General features: G+C 62.4%; 23 protein-coding genes and 2 pseudogenes. 13 read left to right on the forward strand and 12 right to left on the reverse strand.

Going from position 1 to position 24,602, the window contains the following annotated elements; translation table 11 throughout:
• Nucleotides 1–52: 52 nt before the first annotated feature.
• Complete coding sequence (locus tag ACG10_RS09755; RefSeq protein ID WP_089168066.1) at nucleotides 53–949, forward strand: Rossmann-fold NAD(P)-binding domain-containing protein; 897 nt, start codon at nucleotides 53–55, stop codon at nucleotides 947–949.
• Between the two features lie 17 nt (nucleotides 950–966).
• On the opposite strand, the gene ACG10_RS09760 is transcribed toward ACG10_RS09755, so the two are convergent.
• Nucleotides 967–1,470 (reverse strand): LEA type 2 family protein, encoded by a 504-nt coding sequence (locus ACG10_RS09760; RefSeq protein ID WP_089169843.1) that lies wholly within the window; start codon nucleotides 1,468–1,470, stop codon nucleotides 967–969.
• A 525-nt stretch (nucleotides 1,471–1,995) separates the two neighbouring features.
• On the opposite strand from ACG10_RS09760, the gene ACG10_RS09765 reads away from it, so the two are divergent.
• Entirely contained in the window at nucleotides 1,996–2,604 is a 609-nt protein-coding gene (locus ACG10_RS09765) for a cell wall hydrolase (protein WP_089168067.1), read from the forward strand.
• Between the two features lie 78 nt (nucleotides 2,605–2,682).
• On the opposite strand, the gene ACG10_RS09770 is transcribed toward ACG10_RS09765, so the two are convergent.
• Nucleotides 2,683–3,084: a hypothetical protein gene (locus ACG10_RS09770; protein WP_198319044.1), complete on the reverse strand. Its 402-nt coding sequence runs from the start codon at nucleotides 3,082–3,084 to the stop codon at nucleotides 2,683–2,685.
• A gap of 269 nt (nucleotides 3,085–3,353) precedes the next feature.
• Here ACG10_RS09770 and ACG10_RS09775 point away from each other — a divergent pair, with 269 nt between their 5' ends.
• The 4 genes from ACG10_RS09775 (at nucleotide 3,354) to ACG10_RS09790 (ending at nucleotide 7,187) form a co-directional block, all read left to right on the forward strand.
• Entirely contained in the window at nucleotides 3,354–4,739 is a 1,386-nt protein-coding gene (locus tag ACG10_RS09775) for a DUF3300 domain-containing protein (protein ID WP_089168069.1), read from the forward strand.
• A 13-nt stretch (nucleotides 4,740–4,752) separates the two neighbouring features.
• Nucleotides 4,753–5,655, forward strand: a complete 903-nt coding sequence (locus ACG10_RS09780) for a DUF2950 domain-containing protein (protein WP_089168070.1) — start codon at nucleotides 4,753–4,755, stop codon at nucleotides 5,653–5,655.
• Between the two features lie 438 nt (nucleotides 5,656–6,093).
• On the forward strand, nucleotides 6,094–6,360 hold the full coding sequence (locus ACG10_RS09785) for a hypothetical protein (protein ID WP_089168071.1): 267 nt from the start codon (nucleotides 6,094–6,096) through the stop codon (nucleotides 6,358–6,360).
• 218 nt (nucleotides 6,361–6,578) lie between these two features.
• The gene (locus ACG10_RS09790) at nucleotides 6,579–7,187 is read left to right on the forward strand and encodes a DUF502 domain-containing protein (RefSeq protein ID WP_089168072.1); all 609 of its coding nucleotides are present in this window, start codon (nucleotides 6,579–6,581) and stop codon (nucleotides 7,185–7,187) included.
• 105 nt (nucleotides 7,188–7,292) lie between these two features.
• Here ACG10_RS09790 and ACG10_RS09795 read toward each other — a convergent pair.
• The 3 genes and pseudogenes from ACG10_RS09795 to ACG10_RS24380 all read right to left on the reverse strand — a co-directional run.
• Nucleotides 7,293–7,505 (reverse strand): annotated as a pseudogene (locus ACG10_RS09795) (transposase); the annotation flags it as partial.
• Between the two features lie 395 nt (nucleotides 7,506–7,900).
• Nucleotides 7,901–8,803 (reverse strand): AraC family transcriptional regulator, encoded by a 903-nt coding sequence (locus ACG10_RS09800; protein WP_089169844.1) that lies wholly within the window; start codon nucleotides 8,801–8,803, stop codon nucleotides 7,901–7,903.
• A 238-nt stretch (nucleotides 8,804–9,041) separates the two neighbouring features.
• Entirely contained in the window at nucleotides 9,042–9,449 is a 408-nt protein-coding gene (locus ACG10_RS24380; protein WP_232487289.1) for a hypothetical protein, read from the reverse strand.
• Between ACG10_RS24380 and ACG10_RS24385 the strand changes: the two genes are divergently transcribed.
• The 4 genes from ACG10_RS24385 (at nucleotide 9,426) to ACG10_RS24395 (ending at nucleotide 12,704) form a co-directional block, all read left to right on the forward strand.
• Nucleotides 9,426–9,500, forward strand: coding sequence for a hypothetical protein (locus tag ACG10_RS24385; RefSeq protein ID WP_232487267.1), 75 nt, complete (start codon nucleotides 9,426–9,428; stop codon nucleotides 9,498–9,500). The genes ACG10_RS24380 and ACG10_RS24385 overlap by 24 nt on opposite strands.
• Nucleotides 9,501–9,772: 272 nt before the next feature.
• Nucleotides 9,773–11,248, forward strand: a complete 1,476-nt coding sequence (locus ACG10_RS09810) for a mannitol dehydrogenase family protein (protein ID WP_089168074.1) — start codon at nucleotides 9,773–9,775, stop codon at nucleotides 11,246–11,248.
• Between the two features lie 365 nt (nucleotides 11,249–11,613).
• The gene (locus ACG10_RS24390; RefSeq protein ID WP_232487231.1) at nucleotides 11,614–12,021 is read left to right on the forward strand and encodes a hypothetical protein; all 408 of its coding nucleotides are present in this window, start codon (nucleotides 11,614–11,616) and stop codon (nucleotides 12,019–12,021) included.
• Entirely contained in the window at nucleotides 12,018–12,704 is a 687-nt protein-coding gene (locus ACG10_RS24395) for a hypothetical protein (protein ID WP_232487232.1), read from the forward strand. Before ACG10_RS24390 ends, ACG10_RS24395 begins: the two co-directional genes overlap by 4 nt.
• On the opposite strand, the gene ACG10_RS09820 is transcribed toward ACG10_RS24395, so the two are convergent.
• Complete coding sequence (locus ACG10_RS09820; protein ID WP_089168075.1) at nucleotides 12,701–13,744, reverse strand: glycosyltransferase family 2 protein; 1,044 nt, start codon at nucleotides 13,742–13,744, stop codon at nucleotides 12,701–12,703. The two genes, ACG10_RS24395 and ACG10_RS09820, sit on opposite strands and share 4 nt — an antisense overlap.
• A 560-nt stretch (nucleotides 13,745–14,304) precedes the next feature.
• Here ACG10_RS09820 and ACG10_RS09825 point away from each other — a divergent pair.
• The 3 genes from ACG10_RS09825 (at nucleotide 14,305) to ACG10_RS09835 (ending at nucleotide 16,948) form a co-directional block, all read left to right on the forward strand.
• Entirely contained in the window at nucleotides 14,305–15,306 is a 1,002-nt protein-coding gene (locus ACG10_RS09825; RefSeq protein ID WP_232487268.1) for an NAD(P)-dependent alcohol dehydrogenase, read from the forward strand.
• 97 nt (nucleotides 15,307–15,403) lie between these two features.
• Complete coding sequence (locus tag ACG10_RS09830) at nucleotides 15,404–15,880, forward strand: (R)-mandelonitrile lyase (protein ID WP_089168077.1); 477 nt, start codon at nucleotides 15,404–15,406, stop codon at nucleotides 15,878–15,880.
• A gap of 174 nt (nucleotides 15,881–16,054) precedes the next feature.
• Entirely contained in the window at nucleotides 16,055–16,948 is an 894-nt protein-coding gene (locus ACG10_RS09835) for a LysR family transcriptional regulator (protein ID WP_089168078.1), read from the forward strand.
• Here ACG10_RS09835 and ACG10_RS24115 read toward each other — a convergent pair.
• The 6 genes and pseudogenes from ACG10_RS24115 to ACG10_RS09865 all read right to left on the reverse strand — a co-directional run bounded on the left by ACG10_RS24115 (nucleotide 16,936) and on the right by ACG10_RS09865 (nucleotide 24,305).
• Entirely contained in the window at nucleotides 16,936–17,130 is a 195-nt protein-coding gene (locus ACG10_RS24115; RefSeq protein WP_089168079.1) for a hypothetical protein, read from the reverse strand. The two genes, ACG10_RS09835 and ACG10_RS24115, sit on opposite strands and share 13 nt — an antisense overlap.
• Before the next feature lie 9 nt (nucleotides 17,131–17,139).
• Nucleotides 17,140–18,205: pseudogene (locus tag ACG10_RS09845) on the reverse strand (NAD(P)-dependent alcohol dehydrogenase).
• Nucleotides 18,206–18,513: 308 nt separating this feature from the next.
• Entirely contained in the window at nucleotides 18,514–20,091 is a 1,578-nt protein-coding gene (locus ACG10_RS09850) for a GMC family oxidoreductase (protein ID WP_089168080.1), read from the reverse strand.
• A 2-nt stretch (nucleotides 20,092–20,093) separates the two neighbouring features.
• Nucleotides 20,094–20,621, reverse strand: coding sequence for a sugar dehydrogenase complex small subunit (locus ACG10_RS09855; protein WP_089168081.1), 528 nt, complete (start codon nucleotides 20,619–20,621; stop codon nucleotides 20,094–20,096).
• A gap of 76 nt (nucleotides 20,622–20,697) precedes the next feature.
• Entirely contained in the window at nucleotides 20,698–23,166 is a 2,469-nt protein-coding gene (locus tag ACG10_RS09860) for a glucan 1,4-alpha-glucosidase (RefSeq protein ID WP_089168082.1), read from the reverse strand.
• Between the two features lie 872 nt (nucleotides 23,167–24,038).
• On the reverse strand, nucleotides 24,039–24,305 hold the full coding sequence (locus ACG10_RS09865) for a hypothetical protein (protein WP_089168083.1): 267 nt from the start codon (nucleotides 24,303–24,305) through the stop codon (nucleotides 24,039–24,041).
• Nucleotides 24,306–24,602 lie beyond the last annotated feature (297 nt).

Here is a 24,602-nt window from a genome sequence, read left to right on the forward strand (position 1 = left end):
TTCCCGAGTCGGGCAGGTGGGCGCAACCCGACCGATCAGGCATGTGAAAGCCATGAAGAAACGACGGATTGCAGTCATCGGCCTGGGCAACCTGGGACGCAGCTGTGCCGAGGCGCTGCTGGTCGATCCGACCCTGGCGCTGGCGGGGGTGGTGCGGCGCAGTCCCGCTCCGCTCGACTGGCTGGGCGACATCCCGGTCGTCGGCCATGTCGCCGAGTTGAACGAGGTCGATGCCGCGCTGCTCTGCGTGCCCCCGGACGTGGTCCTCGGCATGGCCAACGAGCTGCTGCAAAGACGACTCCCTGTGGTGGAGTGCGCGCGTCTGCACGGTGACGCCTTTCTTGCCCACAAGGCGGAAATGCAGCGGGTGGCACGCCTGCGCAAGACGCCCGCGGTGGTGGGCGCGGGCTGCGATCCGGGCATCCTCTCGCTGTTCCGCAACCAGTTCGCGCTGCTGATCCCCCACGGGCACACACGCAGCAGCCTGTATGTCGGCACCAGCCTGCACCACTCGCTGGCCGCGGAGGGGATCGAGGGCGTCGGCAAGGCGCTGGCGACCGAGCTGAAGGCCCAGGACGGCAGGCTCCAGCGCTATGTGTATGTCGAGCTGGAGCCCGGCGCCGATGCGGCCGCCGTGGAACAGGCCATCCGCCAGGACCCGCTCTATCTGGACGAGGAAACCCTGGTGTTCCCGGTGGAGAGCGTCGCCACGCTGGAGGAGACCAACCGTGGCCTGGTGCTGGAGCGCCATGCGGCGGCGAGCGACGCCGGCCATGCCGCCCTGCTGCTGGAGGCGCGCTTCAACGAGACGGAACTGGCGGCGCGCATGATGCTTGCCGCGGCGCGGGCACTGCCGCAACTGCAGGCCGGCGCCTATTCGCTGGACGATCTGCCCGCCCGGGTGCTCTGGGGCGAGCAGGGCGCGAGCGCGGAAAGGGAGTGGATGTGAGCGGTTTTGCTTAGGGCCTAAGGATTGCTGGCGAGCATCTCGCCATGGGTTAACTCGCCGTTATGGGAAAACGGCACTTTGCGTCCGAACAGACGGCCAGTCTTGACCTCCCCACTCACCTGATAAGCGATGGGGGTTTCAGCTTTCTTCAGCAACTTGACGAGGGGCTTCATGCGCCGCCAGAGGTTGGTCGTGACCGGCACCTCGAATTCTTGATGGCCGTAGGCTGGAACGGTGAATGATTGCCTCGACTCACCATCGTTTACCAGCTCAAGGTCCTCCAGACGCACCTTATAGGCCAGGCCGCGAACCGGTAGCTTGCTCTCGTTAGGGTTGCTGATCCGGAAGTGCAGAACAAAATCTTGTTCCAGCAGACCAGCCTTGCTGATTTCGACTTGGGTCAACTCCATGACAGGAGGCAGAAACGCCTCATCTGCCCAGCTTGTGGAAGCAGCTGTACTGGCAAGGAGAGTCATGAGCCAAAGGCTGAAAACCCTTGCTTTAGATGCCCGTAAATACATGGGGTCGCTCCCTTGGTAGTCGGCGTTAATAATAATCATTCTTGCCTGTTGCCGCCACTAGTTAAGCTTGGCAAGAACGCATCAGCCGATAAATGACCGGTGTCATATTTTGGATGGCTATTGCGACAGCAGTTTGACTATAGGCAAGTCTTGCTCTGATCCGGTATGTGGCAAGCCTTCCCATCCGTATGCCGTGGGGTCTTGAAGCCGCCAGCCGCACTTCACCACGAATGTTCTCCGCTCACGTGCCGAGAACCATCCCTTCCGCGGCTTCGCCAGTCGGCTAGACTGACCCGATCACGGCGGCCTCGATTCGACGCGGCGATGCCGTCGTCGAGGCGCTCCAACCGGCGCGCCGGCGAGTCATGGATTCATCGCGAAGCTTCCAGGAGAACGCCGCTGGCTGTTTGCGTGTGGATGCAGCTTGCGAATTTCTGACTCACACCATTGGCGCGAGTCCCGGAATGGCTGGTCGGACCTGGCACAGGTATGGGGCCAACTTGGGCTCATTCAGAAGGTTCGACCATGCGACTTATATGGATATGCCTTGCGGCCATCCTGCTCGGGGACCAGGCGATCGCGACAGAGCCAGGGCAGAAAGCGGAAGCGGCAGTAGACAAGGCCGAGGTACTGGAGCAGAAGGCAGCGGCCGAGGAGGGCGTGACACCGCGGACCAAAGCCATCACGAAATCCGAGGCGCAGGCGGTCGACCCGGCAGGCAAGGCGCCCCTGGACGATGCAATCACCTGCCTTGCACGCAGCATCTACTGGGAGGCCAAGGGCGGGGCGTCTGCCGAAATGGAGGCCGTCGCCAGCGTTGCCATGAACCGGCTGGGCCACGAAGGCTTTCCAGACACGCTCTGCGGGGTCGTCAAGCAAGGCTCCGAGCAGGGTGACTGTCAGTTTTCATGGTGGTGCGACGGTCGCGCGGATCAGGTCAAGGAGGACGACCGCTACGAGGTGGCCAAAGAAGTGGCGCGAAAAGCGCTCAACCAGCAACTCAAGGACCGAACCAATGGCGCTTTGTATTTCCACGACAGGACCGTGTCCCCCGACTGGGCCAGGAAATACCGCAAGACAGCCCAGATCGGCAAGTTTCTCTTCTACAAGCCTCGCGGCGGTGCGGCGCAATAGCGCTTCGAGCTTGCGCGCATCCGGTGGGCCGCCGAATGCGCGCTCCCAGGCGTCTGTTGCCGGCTTTTCGAGGGGCCCTCAGGCATCGCGCAAGAGGTCGTGGGCATCGAGCAGCCGGTAGGCGATCTCCGGATGCTTCTCCAGGCCACGACGAATCGCCGCCGGGATCGACTGGCGGGTCTTGCGGCACAGTCCGGGCAGTTCGTCGATGTGAATGGCGATGCCGCGCATGCTGCGCACCTCGTGGAAGCCGGGGGCGATTTCCAGGCGGATGCCCAACTGCTCGTACATGCGTCGCTGCATGTGCTCGAGGTCGGCCAGGCTCTCGAGGTTTTCCAGTCGCTCGAGCAGGCGTTTTTCCTCCTGGCGCGTCAGGCGCAGGATGCGCAGGTCGGCGCCGGGCGTCTCCAGCAGGCGTTCGCGCCCGCAGACGCAGGCACCAGGCGGGCAGGCTTGGCGGATCGGCAAAGAAGGCGTCATGCAATCGATCATAGTGGTCCGCGATCACCGTTGCCCATTGGGTGCGCACATACACATTCAGACTGCCCGGTTCGGCAGGATCAGGTTGACCCGCCATGGCTGCTGCCAGGCATTTCGCCACGTTTCAGGCGTGACCGGATCAAGGGCGCTTCAGGCTTTCGTACCTGACCCAGCCGCACCACCTATGCTTCATAGCCGCAGCCCGTCGTCGACGGTGGGTGCCATATCCCAGCGTTTCGTCCCGCTTTCCTGCCCCAAGGAGCAGCGTCATGCGTATCGATCGTCGTTTCAGCGCCGTTCTGCTTGCCTGGCTGGCCTTGGCGGGTTGGCCGGAGCAGGTCGCCCAGGCCGCCACCGACGCCACCGCCAGTTCTCCCACAGCGGTTGCCTCGGGCGAAGCCGTCTTCCGGCAGGAGGAGCTCGACCAGATGCTGGCGCCGCTGGCCCTGTATCCCGACGCCCTGCTGGCCCAGGTGCTGATGGCGAGCACCTACCCGGGCGATGTCGCCGACGCCGTGGCCTGGTCCAAGGCGCATCCGGATGCCAGCGGCGACGACGCCGTGGGCCAGGTGGCCAACGAGCCCTGGGACCCGAGCGTGCAGTCACTGGTCGCCTTCCCGGCGGTGCTGGTCACTCTCGGCCAGGACCCGGCCTGGGTGCAGCGCGTCGGCGATGCCTTCCTCGCCCAGCCCGACGATGTGATGGATTCGGTGCAGCGCCTGCGCCGCCAGGCGCAGGCCGCCGGCAATCTCCAGTCCAGCGAGCAGCAGCGCGTCATCGTGCAGCCGGCGGCGCCGTCCAGCACCACCACCGTGGTGCAGGCGCCGGCCTCCACGCAGACCATCATCATCGAGCCGGCCGACCCGCAGGTCGTCTACGTGCCCAGCTACAACCCCAGCGTGGTCTACGGCACCTGGCCCAATCCGTCCTACCCGCCGGCGTACTATCCGCCGCCGGCGGGCTACTACTTCGGCTCCGCGCTGGTCGCCGGCCTGGGCTTCGCCGCGGGCGTGGCGGTCATCGACTCGATCTGGGGCGACTGCGACTGGGACCACGGCGACATCGACATCGACGTCGACCGCTACAACAACCTCAACCGCAACCGGCAGCTCGATGCCAGCCAGAACAAGTGGCAGCACAACGCGGTCAATCGCGACGGCGTGCCCTATCGCGACCGTGCCAACCGCGAGCGCTACGGCCAGCGTCTGCCCGGCAGCGAACAGCGCGACGCCCTGCGCGGCCGCGAGCCGGCCCGCGCCGCCGACCGCGAGCGGGCCCGGCAGAGCATGGCCCAGCGCGGCGTCGAGGCCCCGGCCACCAGCAACCGCGAGGCGCGCGAACGGGCCCAGGTCGCCGGCCGCGAGATGCGCGACCAGCCGCAGGCCAGGCAGCGCACGCAGGCCAGCGCCCAGCCGCGCCAGCGTACGCAGAGCAGCCCGCAGGCCCGCCAGCAGGCGCGGCAGAAGTATTCCAGCAGTCAGAAGACACGCAACAATGCCTTCGCCGGTGCGCGCAACCCCTCGCAGGCGCGAGCGTCCGTCAGCCGCGGCGAGGCCAGTCGCGCCTCCGCCAGCCGGCCGAAGGTGGAACGCAGTGGCCGGCCGGTGCAGCGGGCATCCCGCTCGCCTTCACGGGGCAGCGCCCGTCGGCGCTGAAAGGAGATTCGCCATGAATGCCGCATTCCGTATTTTCCTTCCCGTGCTGCTGGTCCTGCTGACGCTGGAGGTGCGTGCGCAGCAGGTCTACCCAAGCCCGGATGCCGCCGTCGAGGCGCTGATCGTCGCGCTGGGCACGGAGAAGGGCGATCCCGTGCGCCTCGCCGCGCTGCTCGGGGACGACTGGCAAACCTGGATCCCCACCGACGATATCGAGCGCAAGGATGTCGACGCCTTCCTCGCCCTCTACCGCGAGAAGCATGCGATCCAGCCCGATGGGCAGGGGCGCGCGCTGCTGGTGGTCGGCAACACGCCCTTGTCATTCCCCCTGCCGCTGATCAAGGGCAAGGACGGCTGGCGCTTCGACCCCAAGGCCGGCGGCGAGGAGATCCGCGCGCGGCGCATCGGCCGCAACGAGCTGGCCACCATCGAGGCGGTGCTGGCCTACCACGACGCACAGATGGACTACGCCGAGATCGACCGCGACGGCGACGGCGTGCTCGAGTACGCACAGAAGTTCCTGAGCAGCGACGGCCAGTACGACGGCCTGTACTGGCCCGAAGAGCCGGGCATCGAGGAAAGCCCGCTCGGCCCGCTGTTCGGCGACGAGCTGCCGGACGGCGTGTGGCACGGCTACCGCTACCGCATCCTCGATGCCCAGGGCCCGTCCGCGCCGGGCGGCGCCTATGGCTACAAGCTCGGCGACAACATGAGCCGCGGCTTCGCGCTGATCGCCTGGCCGGCCGAGTACGGCGACAGCGGGGTGATGAGCTTCATGATCAGCCACGACGGCCAAGTGTTCGAAAAGGACATGGGCCCGGACAGCGCGCAGATCGCCCTAGCGATGCCCCGCTTCGATCCGGACAGCAGCTGGCACGAGGTCGAGGAGCCGACCAGCACCGCTATGCAGAACTAATGAACTCCGCGCCGCTGGCGATCCACCTGGCCGTCGGTGCGCGCGGATTGCCTGCAGCTTTCGAGACAGCTTCCGACTGAAGTCAAAAGCTGGCAACCATGGCGGCTTCGTTTGACCCAAGCCCTAATTTACAAGTAATGGATTTGTACTTTGCGGATGGATACTAGGGTTTGAAGTTGTTGGTCAGGTAGATGCAAACATGAGCGGCCTATTGAAACAAAAGAAATTACATGCCCTTCGTGTGCATGAAATTTGCCTGATAACTCAATGAATTGGCGATCTTTTGACGCAGTATGATCGGGCACTGCTTGGCTTCTATTAATTTATGGCTCGGTGGACAAACCACTGGCACTGAATTTAACTGAATATCTCCGGAGCACTCTCGGACAAGGCGCGCCGATAAGCCGAGGTTACTGTACTCATTAACGGAGAAAGATCATGTTTAAAAAGAGCCATCTGGCTGTTGTAGCAACTCTGGCCATCGCCGCCGGCGTGCAGTGGGTGTCGGTGCCGGTCTATGCAACCGAGCAGGGCGAGCAGCGGCAGGAAGCACGGGATACGAAGCAGGAAGGCCGCGACGAAACAAGGGAGGCGAAGGAGGCATGCAAGGAGGGAGATGAAAGTAGTCGTTCGGAATGTCGCCAGGAGAAACGCGACACCAAGGAGGAAACGCGAGAGGAAGCCCGGGACATCAAGCAGCAATAATCAAAGTGGGTAATCCCCTGGCTATGCCGGGGGAGCCAGAAGGTTCGATCTTTCCGGGAGTCGGTTGTTGCCCCGCGGCGTGGCTGGAGGCGGATGTTGGCACTTTTGGTGATCAAACTGAAACAACTTGTTGATCGGTTTGCGAATGTGCCGCGGAATCCATGGATCAAGGGAGCGTGGCCCTTTCCGCCAATCCATAGTCAAGAAAGGCGGTGCATATGAAAAAGGCTCTTGCGTTCGTCGCTCAAAGGGTGATTGGCGGATTGCTCGTCGTCATACCGATTTACCTCGCCGTCCTGGTGCTTCTCAAGGGAATGAAATCGGTGGGGCAACTGGTGCGGCCGTTCACCCAGCTCCTTCCGGACTGGTTTCCCGCCGAGCAGGCCCTATCCCTTCTCGTCGTATTGATGATCTGCTTCCTGATCGGGGTTGTTCTCCGCACTCGGTTGGGGCAGGTGGCCCGCAAGCAGGTGGAGAAAGGCTTCTTCGAAAAAATCCCGGGCTACTCGCTGTTCCGGAGCCTGACCCAGCAGGTGGCGGGGGACAACCGCCAAAACGTCTGGAAGCCCGCGCTGGTCGAGATCGAGGACGCTCTTGTCCCGGCATTCATCATTGAGGAGTTCGAGGACGGTCGCTACACGATTTTTGTCCCATCGATCCCCACGCCACTTGCCGGCGCCGTCTACGTTCTCGACGGGAAACGCGTGCATCCCTTGGACGTGCCTTTCACCGAAGCCCTCAAAGTCGTCTCCAGGTGGGGATCGGGTGCCAGGGAGCTTGTTGCGGCCATGGAAAGAGACGGCAACCGGCGTGAGGTGGAGAGCTGACTGGCAAGGGCAGACGCAGCGCCGGAAGATCTTCATGAACCGCCCAACGCATTGGGCGGCCATCAAGACAAATCGGCTGCGACCTCTTCGCCAGAGGCTTGCATCCTAGGTGGTGAACTGCCAGTTGATCTTGGCATCGAGGTGGTTGTGGCGTTGCTGCCATGCAGCGACCTCCTTGCGCATCAGCTCGAGGGAGTCGATGCGCCTGTCCAGGCACTGGCCGACGAGTACGTTGATCTCGATTTCGGCCATGTTCAGCCAACTGCCATGCTTGGGGGTGTAGACGAACTCGAAGCGATCTCTCAAGGCCTTAGCCTCACTCCTTTCAAGGTCCGCTGGTTTTCGGGAGGAGAGTTTACGTAAAGACCTTGAAAGGGATGCCCCTGAAAACCGGGATCGTCGAGAAAACCTTGGCCAGCCGGCATGGACGGCTGGCTGCGTGAGGGTTTCCGAAGCCTCGGACTTGGCCAGACCGTTATATTTGGCGAAGGCGGCGTGCAAGAATTGGACGGTCTGCATGGGTATGGGGACATCGGTTATTTTGACGACAACCAACGTGCCGCCCATGCAGTCTTCTTCAAGTCATACCCATTTTATTTATAAGGATAATTTCTGATGATCACTCAGGGACTACTCCCATTCGGTAACCATGTTGCACTCAGCTTCTGCATCCGCTGGGGAGCGATGGTATCGCCCCCTGTTGCTCCCATGGGTCAATCAAACGAGCGAGCAACACCTGCCAGCTTGCGATAGTTAGATGGGGTCATTTCCTTGAGCGCCATAAAGTGACGATTGAAATTGGATATATTGGTAAAGCCCACTTCAAAACAGATATTCGTGATCGGCAGATCACTGTGTACCAGCAGATCACAGGCACGGGTGATGCGTAGGCTATTGACGAACTCTACAAAGCGTCGCCCGGTCGCCTGGCGGAAAAACTTTGAGAAGTAAGTTGGCTGCATGCCGAGTTCTTCGGCAACCTCTTCCAGACTTAGATTCTCGTGGTAATGATTGAAGATATAGTTGACCGCCTGATTTACACGCTGCTGATTCTTTTCGCCAGTTATGGTCAGATAATGGTCGCTGGAAAGTAGTTGATACTGATCTGCCTTGGCAAGAAGGCCCATGATGGACAGGAAGTGAGCAAGAGATTCCAGTCCGCTGGATGTCGCTATTCTCTGCATCAGAAACTGTGCTTCACGGATAGTATCAGCGTTGTGGAATTCGATGCCGAGGCTGGCCCGCTGTAGCAAACCATCCAGTTCGGTGAGCTCCGGCAGGACACTACGTGCGGCCTGCATTATTTCATCAGTGAATACGACAACTTGGTCCCGCTCCGGATAGATTTCCTGTTCATCCGTATGGCTGATCCAGTTATGGGGAAGGTTGGGGCCAATCAGGAACAGAGTGCTGGGGTAGAAGTTGCCGATATAGTCCCCAACGAATACCTTGCCGCTGCTGTGGGTGATCAGGTGCAGTTCGTATTCCTTGTGGTAGTGCCAGCGGACCAGCGGGTCGGGAAAGCCGTGTTTTCGATAAAGAATCGAGCTGTGTTCCTTGGGAGGGATCAGCTCGTAGGAGGGTGGGGAGTGACGTGTTGTGGCTCGCTTGCTCATCACCTTGGGCTTGGATTTTGTCAGGACTTGTGTACTACAAACATAGATAAAGAAGTAAAGCTTGTACACTTTGTTATTTCGAAGATAAGTATATTTCTAGTAAGTTATTGATTTTTATATATTTATTTTTTCATGTTGGGTGTTGCCGGTCTGGCTGCACATTTTTTTGTGCAAAAAAGTACAGGTTTTTTGGTGGTTATGGGTTTGTCTTGGTGGTGAGTGACAGGTGTAATTCCTTTCATCCAGGCTCTCCCGTCGAATGCCCCTGATTCGTGGGATGAGGCACACAAGAAAGATAAAAATAGGCTGATCGCGTGATCGGCAGAGGAGTGAACAATAATAATGAAGCATCCATTAAGCCCAACGGCCGGGCAGCCTGCCAGAGTTCAATCACCATCCAGTAAAGCAATTTGTCGCCGGCTTTATCGGCACGCCGGAAATGGCGCTCCTGGAGGGCTTCGTCAAAGCGCTCAGTGGTTCGGGCGTCACCATCACGCGGGCCTGCGGGCCCGAGTACTGCTTGTCGCTCGATGGCAGCAATCTGAAGGTAGGCGACAAGATAACCTTTGGTGTGCGTCCCGAGCATATTCAGATCACCAATACGGAAGGCAGCCCGTTCAAGGTGCGGCTCGATGTGTCCGAACATCTTGGGGCGGACACCTATTGTCATGTACGGCACAGAACGGCGAAACGTTGATGGTGCGAACTCACGGTGACTTTGGCAGGCACTTTGGCGATGGGGTGGGCTTGGTTCCGGAACTGGACCATCGTCGTCTGCTCGATGCCAATGGCCGCGTCCTGTGCAAACCGGGATCATCGGCCAAGGCGGCCTGATTCCTCCGGCACAACCTTTTTATATTGAACGCTGTTTAAGGTGCGTCTTCAGGCGCGCCGGGATTCTTGTCGGCTGACGAAAGTCCGGGCTTCGCTAGTTTCAGATAAACCCGAGCGGTCTAGAGGTAGCAAAACGTGAAACTCAATACCGAAAATCTGTCTCAACTCCCTGAGCGTATTTTGCGCCCGGTATACGACCGCGGGCAGGTCAAGCAGGGAATAGTACATATTGGTGTCGGTGGCTTTCACCGTGCCCATCAGGCGATCTACACCGAGATGTTGCTCAGCCGGGGCAAGGCCAGCGAGTGGGGCATTTGTGGGGTGGGGCTGCGTTCGGAAGATCGAGCCATGCAGGAGGTGCTGGCATCCCAAGACTATCTCTATACCCTCTATGAACTGGGTGACGGCGACGATACGCAGATCCAGGTCGTCGGCGTCATTGGCGATTTCCTGCTGGCCGAGGACGGTACCGAGGCGTTGATTCGCAAGCTGGCTGACCCTGAAACCCGGATCGTATCGCTGACCATCACAGAAGGCGGCTACTGCACCGACGATAGTACCGGCCAGTTCAATGGCGATCTGCCGCAAATCCACCATGACCTGGCTAATCCGCTGCAGCCTCGGACGGTATTCGGCTTTCTGACGGAGGCCCTGGCCCGCCGCCGTGCTGCTGGCATCAGGCCGTTTACCGTGATGTCTTGCGATAACCTGCCGCATAACGGCCAAGTGGCACGCAATGCCCTGCTGAGCTTCGCCAGGTTGCGTGACGCGGGACTCCGCGACTGGATCGCCACCAACGTCAGCTTTCCGAATGCAATGGTCGACCGGATCACACCGATGACCAGCGATGCGCACCGCTCCCAATTGTATGAGGAAACCGGCATTGAGGATGCCTGGCCGGTGGTGGCCGAGCCTTTCCTGCAGTGGGTGGTGGAGGACAAGTTCTGCAACGGTCGACCGTCCTGGGAGGAGGTCGGCGTGCAATTCACCGACGATGTCACACCCTATGAGGAGATGAAGATTCGCCTCCTTAACGGCAGTCACATGGCAATGGCCTATCTCGGTGCGTTGCTCGGTCACCGCTATGCGCACGAGGCGATGCAGGATTCGCAGCTGCTGGCGTTTGTCCGCGCCTACATGGACCGGGATGTCACGCCGCTGCTGGCCGAAGTGCCCGGCATCGCTCTGAGGGAGTACAAGAACACACTGATCAAGCGTTTCTCCAACAGCGCGATCTGCGACCAGATCAGCCGGCTTTGCTCCGACGGCTCATCCAAGCTCCCGAAGTTCGTGCTGCCGACCCTGCTTGACCAGATTGATTCTGGAACTGACATGCGGCGCACTGCGCTGATCATCGCCGCTTGGTGCCACTACCTGCGCGGCCTCGACGAGCGAGGTGAAACCTACCCGATTCTTGATCCGCGTGCCGTCCCACTACAGGAAGCCGCATACGCCAAAGAGCACCTACTTGAGAGTTTCCTGGGGCTTGAAGATGTGTTCGGGAAGAGGATTCCGGCTTCTGCGACATTCGTGTCCATCTTCCGCCAGCAGCTCGAGCGTCTGCGGACACTCGGCGTGCGGGCCACGCTTGAACTGACGATGGCGGAATAGGGACAGACGACAAGATGTTTGCGACCTTCATTTAAATAAATGAGGTAAACCTCGGCTTGGCCGGCAGGAGCCTTCTGTCTCGACCAAGAGATTGGAGTGTAAGTACCACGTTGTTTTCATCCCAAGCCACGGCTTTGTCAATGGATAATTGCATGTTTATTTTGGTGTGAGGCCTCTGGTCTGGTCGCTATTTTTTGTGCAAAAAATATAGGCATTCTGGTGGCTATGAGTTTGACTTGGTGGTAAATGCCAAGTGTGGTTTCTTTGATCCTGGTCTCCCCGTTGAATGTTTTTGATTTCTGGGGATGGTTACAACAAAGATAATAAACAGGCTGATCGCGTGGTCGGCAAAGGAGTGAACAATAATGAAAACAAAAACACATGCGCTAAGTTTCGATGGCATGGGCGAGGAGCAATTGCCAATACCGAAACATAAACTTCACGGCTGGACTCACTTTATGGGCTTGTATGCCGGTGAGCACGTTGCTGCAACCGAGTTTGTCATTGGTGCAACTTTCGTGGCGATGGGTGCTCAAATTATGGATATCCTCTTGGGGTTGCTGATCGGCAATATCCTGGCGATCCTGAGTTGGACATTGATTACTACACCGATTGCGGTGGAAACCCGGTTGAGCCTGTATACCTACCTGCACAAGATTGCGGGTGGAAATATGACCAAGCTCTATAACTGGGCGAACGTCATTATCTTTACCGTGATATCGGCGGCAATGATTATTCACTTAAGCAGACCACGCTGGTCGTCGGCATCGTGACTGTGATCGTTGCTTGTTTCCCCTTTGTTTTTACGAAAATGCTGCCATTGCTGACCTATGCAGGCCTGTTGGTTGTGCCGGTCGGAGCTATTGTCTTCGCCGAGCACGTTATATTCCCCCGTATCGGTTTGACCCGCTACTGGGTGACATATCGCAAGCTCATCCATAGCACTCCGGCGGTTGCCTCATGGGGTGCAGGACTTGTCTTTGGCTTCGGCCTGAATGTGCTGGATGTCATGTCGTTCTACTACTTGTTCATCCCGACTTGGTTCTTTACCGTGATTCTTTATACACTCATGGCCAAGAAATACGGTGCCGAGGAAAAGTATCCGGAAGAAGAGGCTGAGTTGCTGGCTTTTGACAGGAATGTCGAGGCTTTCCAGGAGGAACAGGCCAGGGCCTATAAGATGCCTGTCAAGGACAATACCACTTTGTCGAAGTGGCTCCATGTGGTATCTCACACGAGTTTAGGTATTGCCTTATTGCTGGCTTGCAACACGATGTTCCGCAGTCCGGAAATGTTTGCCTACCAAGCAAACCGCGAGATTTTCTACAATATTGGGTTCGTTTGTACCGTAATTTATTTCGTGGCCTCCTATTGGGCGATGCGCCGGCGCAAAACTCTTACTGAATCTCAGGATGGTCTGAAAAAGCCTATTTCCACTCCTTCATTGGGTGGCTAGCTGTGATCTCTCAGTAGGTGGTTCATCCGGGGCGTACGCAGGAAGCGCAGGCCCGCCGCCGGCAGGCGCCGGGCCAGCGGCGAGCGCAGCAGGCGCAGGTAGGCGCCCGGCCCGAGCTGGCGGCGGGCATGCAAGCACAGCTGTACCCAGCGCTCGGTCATGACGCGCAGGAGCGCTTCGGGCACATGGCGCTGCGTGCGCCGGTTGGCGGCATCGAGCTGGGCCAGCCATTGCTCTGTCCAGTCGAGATAGTCCCGGTTCAGCGCGGTGCCGAGCTTCTGGGGACGCGACAAGGCATAGTGACGATCGAGGTCTTCCTCGCTCGGCTCGATGCCGAGCTCAAGCAGCGCACGTCGGCAGATCTCGTGCTTGCGCTCGCGGCCCAGGGTGTCGGTCTGCCGAGTAAAGCGGCCGTCGTGCTCGCGCCCGCAGACCAGCACGTCGCCGAGATTGGCCATGCGCTGCGTCCGTGACAGACGCTGATGCAGCTCGTAATCCTGGCAGCGCGGAAAGTCCTCGTTGTAGCGGTACTCGCGCAGGATGGCAGTGCGCGCCATGATCGTGCGGTTGGTCAGGGCACAGTAGAACGCCAGGCTGGCATCCACCTCATCAGGATCGAGCGGCTGGCGGCGGACCTTCCGCAGACGCCGGCCGTTGGCATCCATGAAGTCGCAGGCGCTGCCGATCTGCACCAATTCGGGATGCCGGTCGAGTACCTCGACCTGCCGGGCGAGGCGATTGGGCCAGGCCTTGTCGTCGCTGTCGAGCAGGGCGATGTATTCGCCGCGGGCCAAGTCCAGGCCTCGGTTGCGGGTCGCCGGAATGCCCAAGTTGCGTGAGTTGCATTCCACGCGCAGGCGGGGGTCGCGGTAGCGCGACAGCACCTCGAGGGTGGCGTCGGTCGAGCCGTCGTCGACAACCAGCAGTTCGAAGTCCTCGAAGGTTTGCGCCAGGATGCTGTCGACGGCGCTGGCGATGTAGTGCTGGCGGTTGTGTACCGGAATGAAGACCGTGACGCGCGGTAATGTGAGTGTGGGCATGTCGAGATTTCCCTGGCAGTTGAGCCGGCCCTAGGTGAAAACTCCATCAGCGTAGCGCAACGAGCCGGAGCAGGCCGGCGAGGCGGCCTGTTTGAAGGTAGGTCGTTGAAGTTTTCGCGCGGCACTCATGAATCCCTCTCATAGGCCTTTGCTGTTTCTGCTGGCTAGTCGCAGGTTGCCCGCGCTTTGTAGATTTCGCTGATTGATGGATACCACTGGCGGATGTTTGCCGGTTCCAGCCTGCTTTTGAGTCGGGGGCCGATGCCGGACTACGGCCCCGATTGCCGATGGCGGCGCCTTTCCATTGCCGCAAATCACGGAGAACTCGCATGTGCAATCAATGTGACGACGACAGCCAGGATCATGTTCCCGCCGAGCTTGGGCGGCGCCAGGTGCTGATGGCCGGCGCGGGTCTGGTCGCAGCGCCGCTGCTGGCGGGCGTGACCACGGGGGCGCACGCGCAGCCGGCCCAAGCCGAGCCAGCGGGCGCTGCGCTCGGCAACGGTCCGTTCCCTGCCCGGGGCTACGCCGCGGCCAGTGCCATCAGCGGTCTGGCGCCGATGCAGATCGAGCGCCGCGCCCTCGGCGCCAACGACGTGCTGCTGGACGTGCTGTACTGTGGGGTCTGTCATTCCGACATCCACCATGTCCGCAGCGAATGGGGGCCGGACCGCTATCCCTGCGTCCCTGGCCACGAAATCATCGGCCGGGTACTGGCGGTGGGCAGCGCGGTGACCAAGTTCAAGGTGGGCGACATCGGTGGCGTGGGCTGCATGGTCGATTCCTGCCGCACCTGCGACAACTGCCTGGCCGATCGCGAGCAGAACTGCCTCAACGGCGTCACCCTCACCTACAACTCGCCGGACAAGGTTTCGGGTGGGCACACCTTCGGCGGCTATTCCGACAAGCTGGTCGTCACCGAGCATTTCGTGATCCGCATTCCGCCGGGCATGGGTCTGGCGGCCACGGCACCGCTGCTGTGCGCCGGCATCACCACCTTCTCGCCGATGCAGTACTGGCGGGTCGAACCCGGCCAGCGCGTGGGCGTCGTCGGCCTTGGCGGCTTGGGGCACATGGCCGTCAAGCTGGCGGTGGCGCGCCGGGCGGAGGTCACCATGTTCACCACCTCGCCCGGCAAGATCGCCGATGCGAAGCGGCTTGGCGCCCGCGAGGCGGTGCTGTGGAGCGACAGCGAGGCGATGAAGCGGCTCGCCAATCACTTCGATCTGCTGATCACCACGGTACCCAGAGCCTTCTCGATGCAGCAATTCGTCGATGTCCTCAAACTCGACGCCACGCTGGTCAATGTCGGTGCCCTGGAAGACCTGCAGAGCGTGAGCGGCAGGAGTCTGCTGTTCGGCCGCAAGAACGTCACCGGCTCGATGATCGGCGGCATCGCCGAGACCCAGGAGGTCATCGACTACTGCGCGGCGCGCAACATCAAGGCCGATATCGAACTGATCCGTCCCGATCAGATCAACGAGGCCTACGATCGGGTCGTGAACCAGGACGTGCGCTATCGCTTCGTGATCGACATGGCCTCGCTCAAGACTCCCGCATAGCGGGATTTTTCTTCCCGGTAGCTCTCGCGTGAACGGCATGGAGAGGCGTCACGGCGACCGCGCGGGAAACCCGGCGCCCTTGCAAGGAAAAGCACGCATGAAAATGCTCGCGGCAATGGCCACCTTGTCGTCGCTGCTCGCTTCGGCAGCGTTAGCCCAGGAGGCAGCCATGGTGAAAGTCACACGGGTCGGTACGCAGCCTTCCACCCAGGGTCCTGCCGAATATTTTACCGGCGCCGTGCGTATCGATTCACGGTTCCAGGGGAGTGCTCCGGCGCGCGTTGGCGGTGGGATCGTCACCTTCGAGCCGGGCGCGCGCACCGCATGGCACACGCACCCGCTGGGCCAGACGCTGATCGTCACGGCGGGAGTTGGCCTGGTCCAACAAGAGGGTGATTCGGTTCAGGAAATCAAGCCGGGCGATGTCGTATGGATTCCGCCGGGCGTCAAGCATTGGCACGGAGCCACTGCCACCACGGGCATGACGCACATCGCCATCGCGGAGTCGCTGGATGGCAAGGCGGCCGACTGGCTGGAAAAGGTCAGCGACGAGCAATACGGCAATCGGCCGTAGATCACCAAAGGCGGGCGGTCCATGGAGTCGCGACATTTTCGCTGCTTTCCGGCGCTGCCGAATGCCTGTACATCGCGGCGTGCCACCAGGAAATCGTTTCGGCACATTGGCATTCGCCTCCGACCTGCCGTCTGGGGGACATAATTGGCTCATATCCATGAGACGGATCGATAAATGCCCCGCGAAAACTACAACGATCTCCTGGCCTTCGTGATGGTGGCCCGCGAGGGAAGCTTTACCCGGGCAGCGGCGCAGCTCGGGGTATCGCAATCGGCGTTGAGCCACACCATTCGTTCGCTCGAGGCCAGGCTGGCTCTTCGGCTCCTCACCCGCACCACGCGCAGCGTCTCGCCGACCGAGGCGGGCGAACGCCTGCTCCTGACCCTGGCCCCCCGGTTCGAGGAGATAGACGCCGAGCTTTCGGCCTTGAGCGAGTTGCGAGATAAGCCTGCAGGCACGATACGCATCACCTCTGCCGAGCACGCCGTCGATACAGTCCTTTGGCCCAGGTTGGCGAAACTGCTGCCGGACTACCCCGACATCAAGGTGGAAATCAACATCGACTACGGGCTGAGCGATATCGTCGCGCAGCGCTATGACGCCGGCGTGCGCCTGGGCGATCAGGTCGCCAAGGACATGATCGCCGTGCGCATCGCGCCGGACATGCGCATCGCGGTGGTGGGGGCGCCGGCCTACTTCGCCAGGAAAGCGCCGCCGCGGACGCTGCAGGAGCTGGCCGGTCACGACTGCATCAACCTGCGCCTGCCGACCTACGGCGGGCTGATGGCCTGGGAGTTCATCAAGGACGGACACGAAGTCAAAGCGCGCGTCGAAGGCCAGCTGGTGTTCAACAACAGCTCGCAGATACTCCGCGCGGCACTGGCCGGCTTCGGCGTCGCCTATCTGCTGGAGGACATGGCGCGGGAGCACATCGCCGGAGGGCGGCTCATAACGGTGCTGGACGACTGGTGCCCGACCTTCCCGGGTTACCACCTCTATTACCCGAGCCGCCGGCAGTCTTCGGGGGCCATGGCGGTGCTGATCGAGGCGCTGCGCTATCGCGCATAGCCCCGTATCGCGCTTGCGACGTGCCGGTGCCGGTCATTCCCGGGGGGCCGGAGCGTTTTGGGATCGAGCATCCGCAGCAAGCCGTGTGCCGGGGTGTCGTCGTAGACAGGCATGAGTGCCGCCAGCCGCGCGCTCCCGTAACGGAACTCGGTGCGCGCGCCGCCGGGCTCGACGATCGCCATGCCGGCCGCTCAGGCCCTGGCGCCTGCGGCCGGGTCCAGCGACGCCATGTCGATCACGAAGCGATAGCGCACGTCGGCATGCTCCAGCCGCTCGAAGGCCTCGTTGATCTGGTCCATGCGGATCATCTCGCACTCCGGCAGGATGTTCTTCCGCGCGCAGAAGTCGAGCATCTCCTGGGTCTCGCGGATGCCGCCGATCAGCGAGCCGGCGATCCGGCGGCGGCCGAGGATCAGCGGGACGGTGTTCGGCTCGGCGAGCGGACCGACCTGTCCGACCAGCACCAGGGTGCCGTCGACGTCCAGCAGCGGCAGGTAGGGGTTGAGGTCGTGCTTGACCGGAACCGTATCGATGATGAGGTCGAAGCCGGACTGCGCCCTGGCCATGGCCTCCTCATCCGTCGAGACGAGCAGCCGGTCGGCGCCGAGGGCCAGCGCGTCGGCCGCCTTGTCCTTCGTGCGGCTCATGACGGTCACCTCGGCGCCCAGGCCGATGGCGAGCTTGACGGCCATGTGGCCCAGCCCGCCGAGGCCGATCACGCCGACGCGGCTGCCCGGGCCGACGTTCCAGGTGCGCAGCGGCGAGTAGGTGGTGATGCCGGCGCACAGCAGCGGCGCCGTTTTTGCCAGGTCAAGGCCTTCCGGCACCCGCAGGACGAATTCCTCGCGGACCACCAGATGCTTGGAATAGCCGCCGTAGGTGATCTCTCCGCTGATGCGGTCGGGCGAGTTGTAGGTGTCGGTCCTGCCGTTGCTGCAGAACTGTTCTTCTCCGTGGTGGCAGTGGTCGCATTCCTGGCAGCTGTCGACCAGGCAGCCGACGGCCACCGCATCGCCGACCTTGTAGCGGCTGACTGCGCTGCCGACCCCGGTCACGCGGCCGACGATCTCGTGGCCCGGGACGGCCGGATAGAGAGTCCAGCCCCCAGTCATTGCGGGCGGTATGCAGGTCCGAATGGCAGACGCCGCAGTAGAGGATCTCCATGGCGACATCGTTGGGGCGCAGCGGGCGGCGCTCGAACGTGAAGGGCGCGAGCGGTGCCCCGGAGCTCTGTGCGGCGTATCCGATGGTTTTCATGATCGGCAGTCCTTGGTGGGGGAGATGGGAAAAGAATGCTTGCCTGTCGCATGGAGGGGCGGCAGTCCCGTTTGAGTGACTGCAAATTTACTGGGTGCGAAGCCAGGCGATTAGCTGGCCCAACCCGCTTGAGCCTATGAGCCGGGTTCATGAATGCAGGGGATGGATTCGGAGCCTGGGTGATCCCCGGGAAGCATTCCGACAAATGAGGTATGAACCGCCGGAGCAATGAGTCGGAACCACGGGCGATTACGGAGTAGGCTTGAGCTGCGGATGGGAGGAAAGCACGCATCCCTGCGCGCGGGAGATCAGGCCTGTTTCAGGCGTTCGGCCAGGCGCAGGGCGAGGGCGGCGATGGTCAGGGTGGTGTTCACCGAACCGACGGTGGGCATCACCGCACCGCCGGCGATGTAGAGGTTGGCGTGATCGTGGCTGCGGCAGTCCCTGTCCACCACCGAGGTCTTCGGGTCGTTGCCCATCAGGGCGGTGCCGCCGATGTGGTTGTTGTTGGCGAAGTGGTCCTCGAACACCACCTCGGTGCCGCCCAGCAGCTTCGCCGCGTGGGCGTAGACCTCGCGGGTATGCACGGCGCTCCGGCGCACGTAGTCGTCCATCGCGTAGGTGAACTCCGGCTTGGGAATGCCGGCCACGCGCTCGCTGGCGCTGGGCACGATGCGGTTCTTCGGGTTGGGCAGGATCTCGTGGAAGCTGTCGAAGCGCACCGAACGGGCGGCCTGGTCGCGGATCTTCGCCTCCAGCTCGGGACCGAAGAGCAGCGGACCCTTGTGGATCAGCTTGCCGGCGATCCGGTCGAGCGGCGACATGTTCGACAGGTGGATCTTCTTCGAGGCGTATTCGCGGCGGAAGGGGCCGTCGCGGAAGTCGATCAGCGAGGTCATTTCCTGCGGGCCGCGGCCGGGCCAGAGTTCCTCGTTGGCGAGGAAGGTCACGCCGGTGCCCGGATGGTCCATGAGGTTGCGGCCGACCAGGTCCGAGCTGTTGCCGACGTCGGACATCAGCATCAGCTTGGGCGTCTCGACGCCGTTGGCGGCGAGCACGAAGGTCCGGCCCTCGACGCGGTGGTCGTTGCCCTGCGGGTCCTTGTAGTGGGCGGCGACGATGCGGCCGTCCTTGCCCTTCTCGAGCTTGAACACCACGGCGTTCTCGATCAGCCGGGCGCCGGCCTTCTCGGCCTTCTCGACGTGGACGATGCCGTTGTACATGGCGCCGATCGGGCAGATCGGCATGCAGTTGTTGTTGCCGCAGCAGGGCGGACGCTGGTCGTAGACCGTGCTGTTGCGCGCCACCGGCTCGGTGACCACGCGGTAGCCGTTGGCGTTGAGCACGCTCTTGACCCGCTCTTCGTTCCACGACAGCGGCAGCGGCGCCATGGGGTAGGGCGCCGAGCGCGGCGAGCCGAGGTCCTCGTCGCCGGGGCCCCAGACGCCCAGTTCGACCTCGGCGCGGCCGTACCAGGGCTCCAGGTCGGCGTATTCGATCGGCCAGTCGAGGCCGACGCCGTAGAGGGTCTTGAGCTTGAAATCGTTGGGCAGAAAGCGCCAGGTCGAGGCTGCCCAGTGCCAGGTGGTGCCGCCGACGGCGCGGATGTACTGCACTTCGTAGGGGTGCTCGCCCTTCTGGATCAGGTAGTTGTTGTCCGGATTGAACTCCGGGTGCGGGGCATGGGCGGGCGACGGGTAGGGCGCCTGGTTGTCGTACTTGTCCGCCTGCTTGCGGAAGCGTTCGGCGATCTCGTGGCGCGCCATGCGCGGACCGGCCTCGAGGATCAGTACGTCCTTGCCGGCCATGGCCAGCTGGTGGGCGACCAGGGCGCCGGCCACGCCGGAGCCGACGATGACGAAATCGGCTTTTTGCACAGTGGCCATGCTCAAGCTCTCCCGAAGCCAGGCTTCTCGGCCCAGGAGCCGGGCATGCCGAAACAGAAGGCCCGCGGCTTGATGACGCCGCCCGCGGCCTTGAACATCAGGGCGTCCGGGTAGCTGACCACCGTGGCGGTGTAGTCGCTGCCGACCATGCCGAGATACCAGGCGGAGAGGATCTGCCGGGCCGCGTCCTGGGCCTTTTCGCTCAGGCCTTGCGGGGTCTTGCCGAGCTTGCCCTGCAGTTCGCCGAGGCGTGCGGCGAAGGCGGCATCACGCTTGACCAGGGTTTCGTAGAGACTCTGGCCGACCTTGGCATCCAGGTCGTTGCGCCCGGTGAGGTGCCTGGACAGCTCCATGAAGGTCGCCAGTTCGGCTTCGGCCCTGGCGGCTGCCGCCCAGACCGGAGCGACCGGGCTCAGCAGCAGGGCGCCGGCGGCGGCGCCGACGCAGGCAGCGCCGAGCAGACGGCGCCGGGAAAGGGGGAACGCAGGCACGGGCGCTGGGCCGGGGGGGACGGAGGCATGTCTGGACATGGAAACCTCTCTTGTCGTGGGTGGAGGGCGCCAGGCGAGCGCGTTAGCGCTGCCTGGCGCAGGGTGGACGCTCAGGTCACTTGGCGAGCTTGTCCGAGACGACGGGGTAGTGGTCCCAGACCCTCTGGTCGGTCAGCGAACGGACCAGCTTGACGTACTCGGCGTGGCTCCAGGCCAGGGGCGTGGCGGTGTTCGTGCCTTCGCCCTTCACGTAATTGTGGCGGCTGTTGTTGCCCACGCCGTCCCATACCTGTTCCGGCAGCATCATGCCGTCGTTGGCGAACAGCTCCATGGCCTTGACGTAGGTGTTCTTCAGCTTCGCCAGCTGCTCGGCATTCAGCGCCTCGACGCCTTCCGGCAACTGGGCCTTGCTGCGGGCCAGCTCGTAATGACCGCGCTCGCCGGTGAAGATCGGCCAGACGCGGCCGCGCAGTCCGGAGTTGAGCACCGGCGCCTCGGTGGCCGGGAAGTTGATGGCGGAGATTTCGCTCTCGCCGTAGCCGTCGTTGCCGTAGCGGCGCCAGCCGGGGAATTCGCCCTTGACCCCCGGATAGCTGAACAGGTACTTGACCTTCAGGTTCTCGGGCAGCTCCTGGCTGTCGAGCTCGTCCAGGCTGCCGACGATGTGCGGGTCGGTGGCGGGACGCACGCCGTAGCGCACCAGCTCCAGGAAGCCGGCATCGAGCACCTGGCTCTCCGGCAGGCCGGGCCGGCTGTTGTTGTCGAGCAGGGGGGCGCCGTCGTTGGGGTTATCGTTCTGGGTGATGCGCAGGTAATGGCGTCCGTCGCCCAGGCTGCCCTTCTGGGTGACCATGGTCGCTTCCAGCTTGTCGGAATAGCCCTTCGCGGCGCCCAGGAAACTCTTTGCCGCCTCGGCATCCCCGGCATGGCCGGCGAGTTCGGAGGCGGCCACCAGGCCGGCGATGACCGCCGCGGTGGTCGACGGCGAGTAGCCCCATTGCTCCTCCCAGCGCTCCTGCTGGGTCTGCGGCGGGACGACCTTCCAGTCGTTCCAGCCGACCTTCACCTGGCCGCCCTTGACCAGGAATTCCGCCGCCGGCTTGAGCATGGTCTGGTACCAGTGCCTGATCTGGGCGTCGTCGAGCACGCCGGCCTGCCAGAGCTTCCAGCCCAGCATGATGGGCATGGCGGTCTGGTCGAGCTGGACCCCGACCCATTCGATCTCGCCATCGACATGGGTCTTCTGCAGGAACCAGCCGGTGGCGCCGGGGCCGGCGTTCTCGACCTTGCCGTCCTGCTTCTGTTCATGGATGTAGGCCGAGGTGTCGCCCTGCTCGAGCGAGGTGGCTTCGGTGACCTGGACCTTCTTCAGGTATTCGAAGGCGACCTTCGGCGTTTCGCGGTCGCCGAGCGCCAGCAGCGCCATCGCGCACTGGTAGAAGTCGCGCGGCCAGACCGCCTTGTAGCCGGTGGTGCCTTTGTCCGCCGGCACCGTCTCGCCCCAGGGGTTGGACAGGGAGGCGATCAGCGCCCCGGCGTTGCTCTTGTCTTCCTGAGCCTTGAGCACCAGGGCGCTGACGTTGAGCAGCTTGCCGTTGTCGGTGCTCTGCGCGTACATGGCCGGCAGGCCGGAGAGCGAGGCCAGGTAGTCCTGCCAGCCGAGCGCCTCGCCCTCGCCGTTGTAGTGGGCCAGCACCTTGGCATAGCCGCGGGCCAGTGTCGCGTCCGCCGCCCGGTCGGCCTGCTGGCGGTCGTTGCCGAAGCCGACCACCAGGTCGAGGGTGGTCTCGTTGCCCGTCTGGGGCAGGCGCGCCAGCATGGTTACGTTACCAGGCGCATCCCCGGTGCTGGTGTACAGGTTGTCGAGCTTGCCGTCCTTGAGGTCGGTCAGGCCGTCGGAAGTCCCGGCGAAGCCGACGGTGGGCTGTTCCAGGGGCCGGCTGGCCTTGACCACCAGGGTCATCTCGCCGTCCCGGGCGTACAGGGCCTGTCCGTCGACGAAGGCGCTGTCGCCGCTGCCGTCGTTGCCGATGGCCGGATCGACGTGCACATAGGCCTGGATGCCCGGCTCCTTGCTGCGGAAGATGACCCGCATCATCAGCGAGTTGGCGTCCGGATCGGTGAAGACGTGCTTCTCGATCTCGTAGCGGCCCTGCTTGTCGCGGTTGATGATCTTGTAGGCCAGCGAGGTGGGGCGGCCTTCGCCGTCGACCGACAGGTACTGCACTTCGCTGTCGGTGTCCTGTGCTTCCAGGTCCAGGAAGTCGGGGCCCTGGATCACCAGCTGCATTTCGCGCAGCTGGGCTTCGTGGATCAGCCCGAACATGGTTTCGGTGACGATCCCCTGGGCCAGCGAGAACCAGACCTTCGAGACTTCGCCGGTGGCCGCTTGCGGCGAGTACCGGCCGTCCTTGTACTGCTCGTAGGAGGTGCCGATGCCGGTCTTGCCCGAATACGACCAGAACGGTGCCGCTCCCGGCGCGCCCGGCGCCACCTGGTCAGCGCCCATCGCGACCTGACTGATTCCCAGAGCGCCGATCAGGACGCTCAGCAGAGTTTTACGGAACCTTACTGGCTGTTGCATATGACCTTCTCTTTTTCTTGTGGATGGTATGAAGGAGTCGCCGCCTGGCGGCGTGGGTGAGCGAAAGCCGGCTCAGGCGCGTCTCGTGCCTGGCTTCGGCCTGTCTTCGCACCGGCACGGGGTTGCCGTCGGAGCGGGGCGAGCAGTCGTCAGCCGCATCGCCGACACCGGCCGTTGCAAGTCTCGAAAGGGGAAGGGGGAGCGGGACGCCAAGCGTTCATGGACGAAAGCCGTGCGCGGGGCGAATGCCTGCCTGAATGCGGGCGCGTAGTCGAAGATACCCATAGGACATCCTGGTATTGATGGCAGCGCTGTCTTTACGGGATGAAAACCCACCGCAAGGATGTCTGCTCTGATCTTGTTGTTTTTGTCCCTTCTCGTCCGGCCGCTGGCGCGTCGAAACGAATGGGCGCTCGAGAGAAGCCGGATCGATTGGCACGCACGTGCCAGCTTTCTCTAAGGTAGCGCTATCTTATGCATGGCGCTTTGTGTCTGGCAAGCCGGGATTGATTCGGCGTATGTAAGTACGCCAGGGGCCGGCGCCTGATCGGCCATCCGCTCGGACCACGTCAAGCCAGTCGGAGCTTGGCCTTCCGCCGCCCGGCAGGTGCTCGGTCCCGAAGCGTCATTGCGCGTCCGTCATGGTGCACGGCAGCGTCGGGAGCCAATGGAATGGCTTGCAGGCATGTCGTGGAAATCACCCAGCGAGAGGAGTGGGCTCGGTGAGGCAGGTTCCGGGCGGAGCGGCGGGTGCGTTCCGGGAGGTCCGCCATGTCCACGCCGATCAGTTGCCCGTCCTGCCTGACGATGTGGCCGTCCTCCAGCGCAGCGATGCCGGATGCTGCAAGCGAAGCGAGAGGACGGGAAGGAGGTCAATGGCTCTTGCCATTATCCTTTTGGGGCCGCACGAGCCGGCCGGCAATCCACAGCGCTCCGCCAATCAACGCCGAACAGGCGAAGAACAGCGAAAAGACCATCAAAAATGCGAGATACAACGCAGCCGATAAGAGGGAGAAGAAAACTTGAAGGCACTGCCTGATGCATTTGAGCACGATATGCAGTGTCGGCTTTGGATTGGCCAGGGGCACCGGTGTGTTCGTCCAGGTTCGATCGATTTCTTTCACATCGTTCAGATTCATGGCTACACCTCCTTGTGGAACGATGAAGCTGTGCTCGCGCCTTCTTCAGTTGCGCCTCCACGTACCGGTGCAGACCGATGACGATCAACAGCTCCCACTACGCCCGCCGAGCTATTTTGGAACGTGCAATGGCTCGACTTGTGGCTTGGACAGGTCCCTTCCTTTGGTAAATCTAGGGGGCATTCGCATTTGTATCCAATAAAGATTCATTCTTTCCAATGATTGAGGGGCGGCGGCAAAATCCGGGTGCAACACCTGACCGTTTCGGTAAGGTGTTGCCGGCAGGCCAGGGGGCCG

The organism is Azotobacter chroococcum (assembly GCF_002220155.1).
Classification (GTDB): Bacteria; Pseudomonadota; Gammaproteobacteria; order Pseudomonadales; family Pseudomonadaceae; genus Azotobacter; species Azotobacter chroococcum.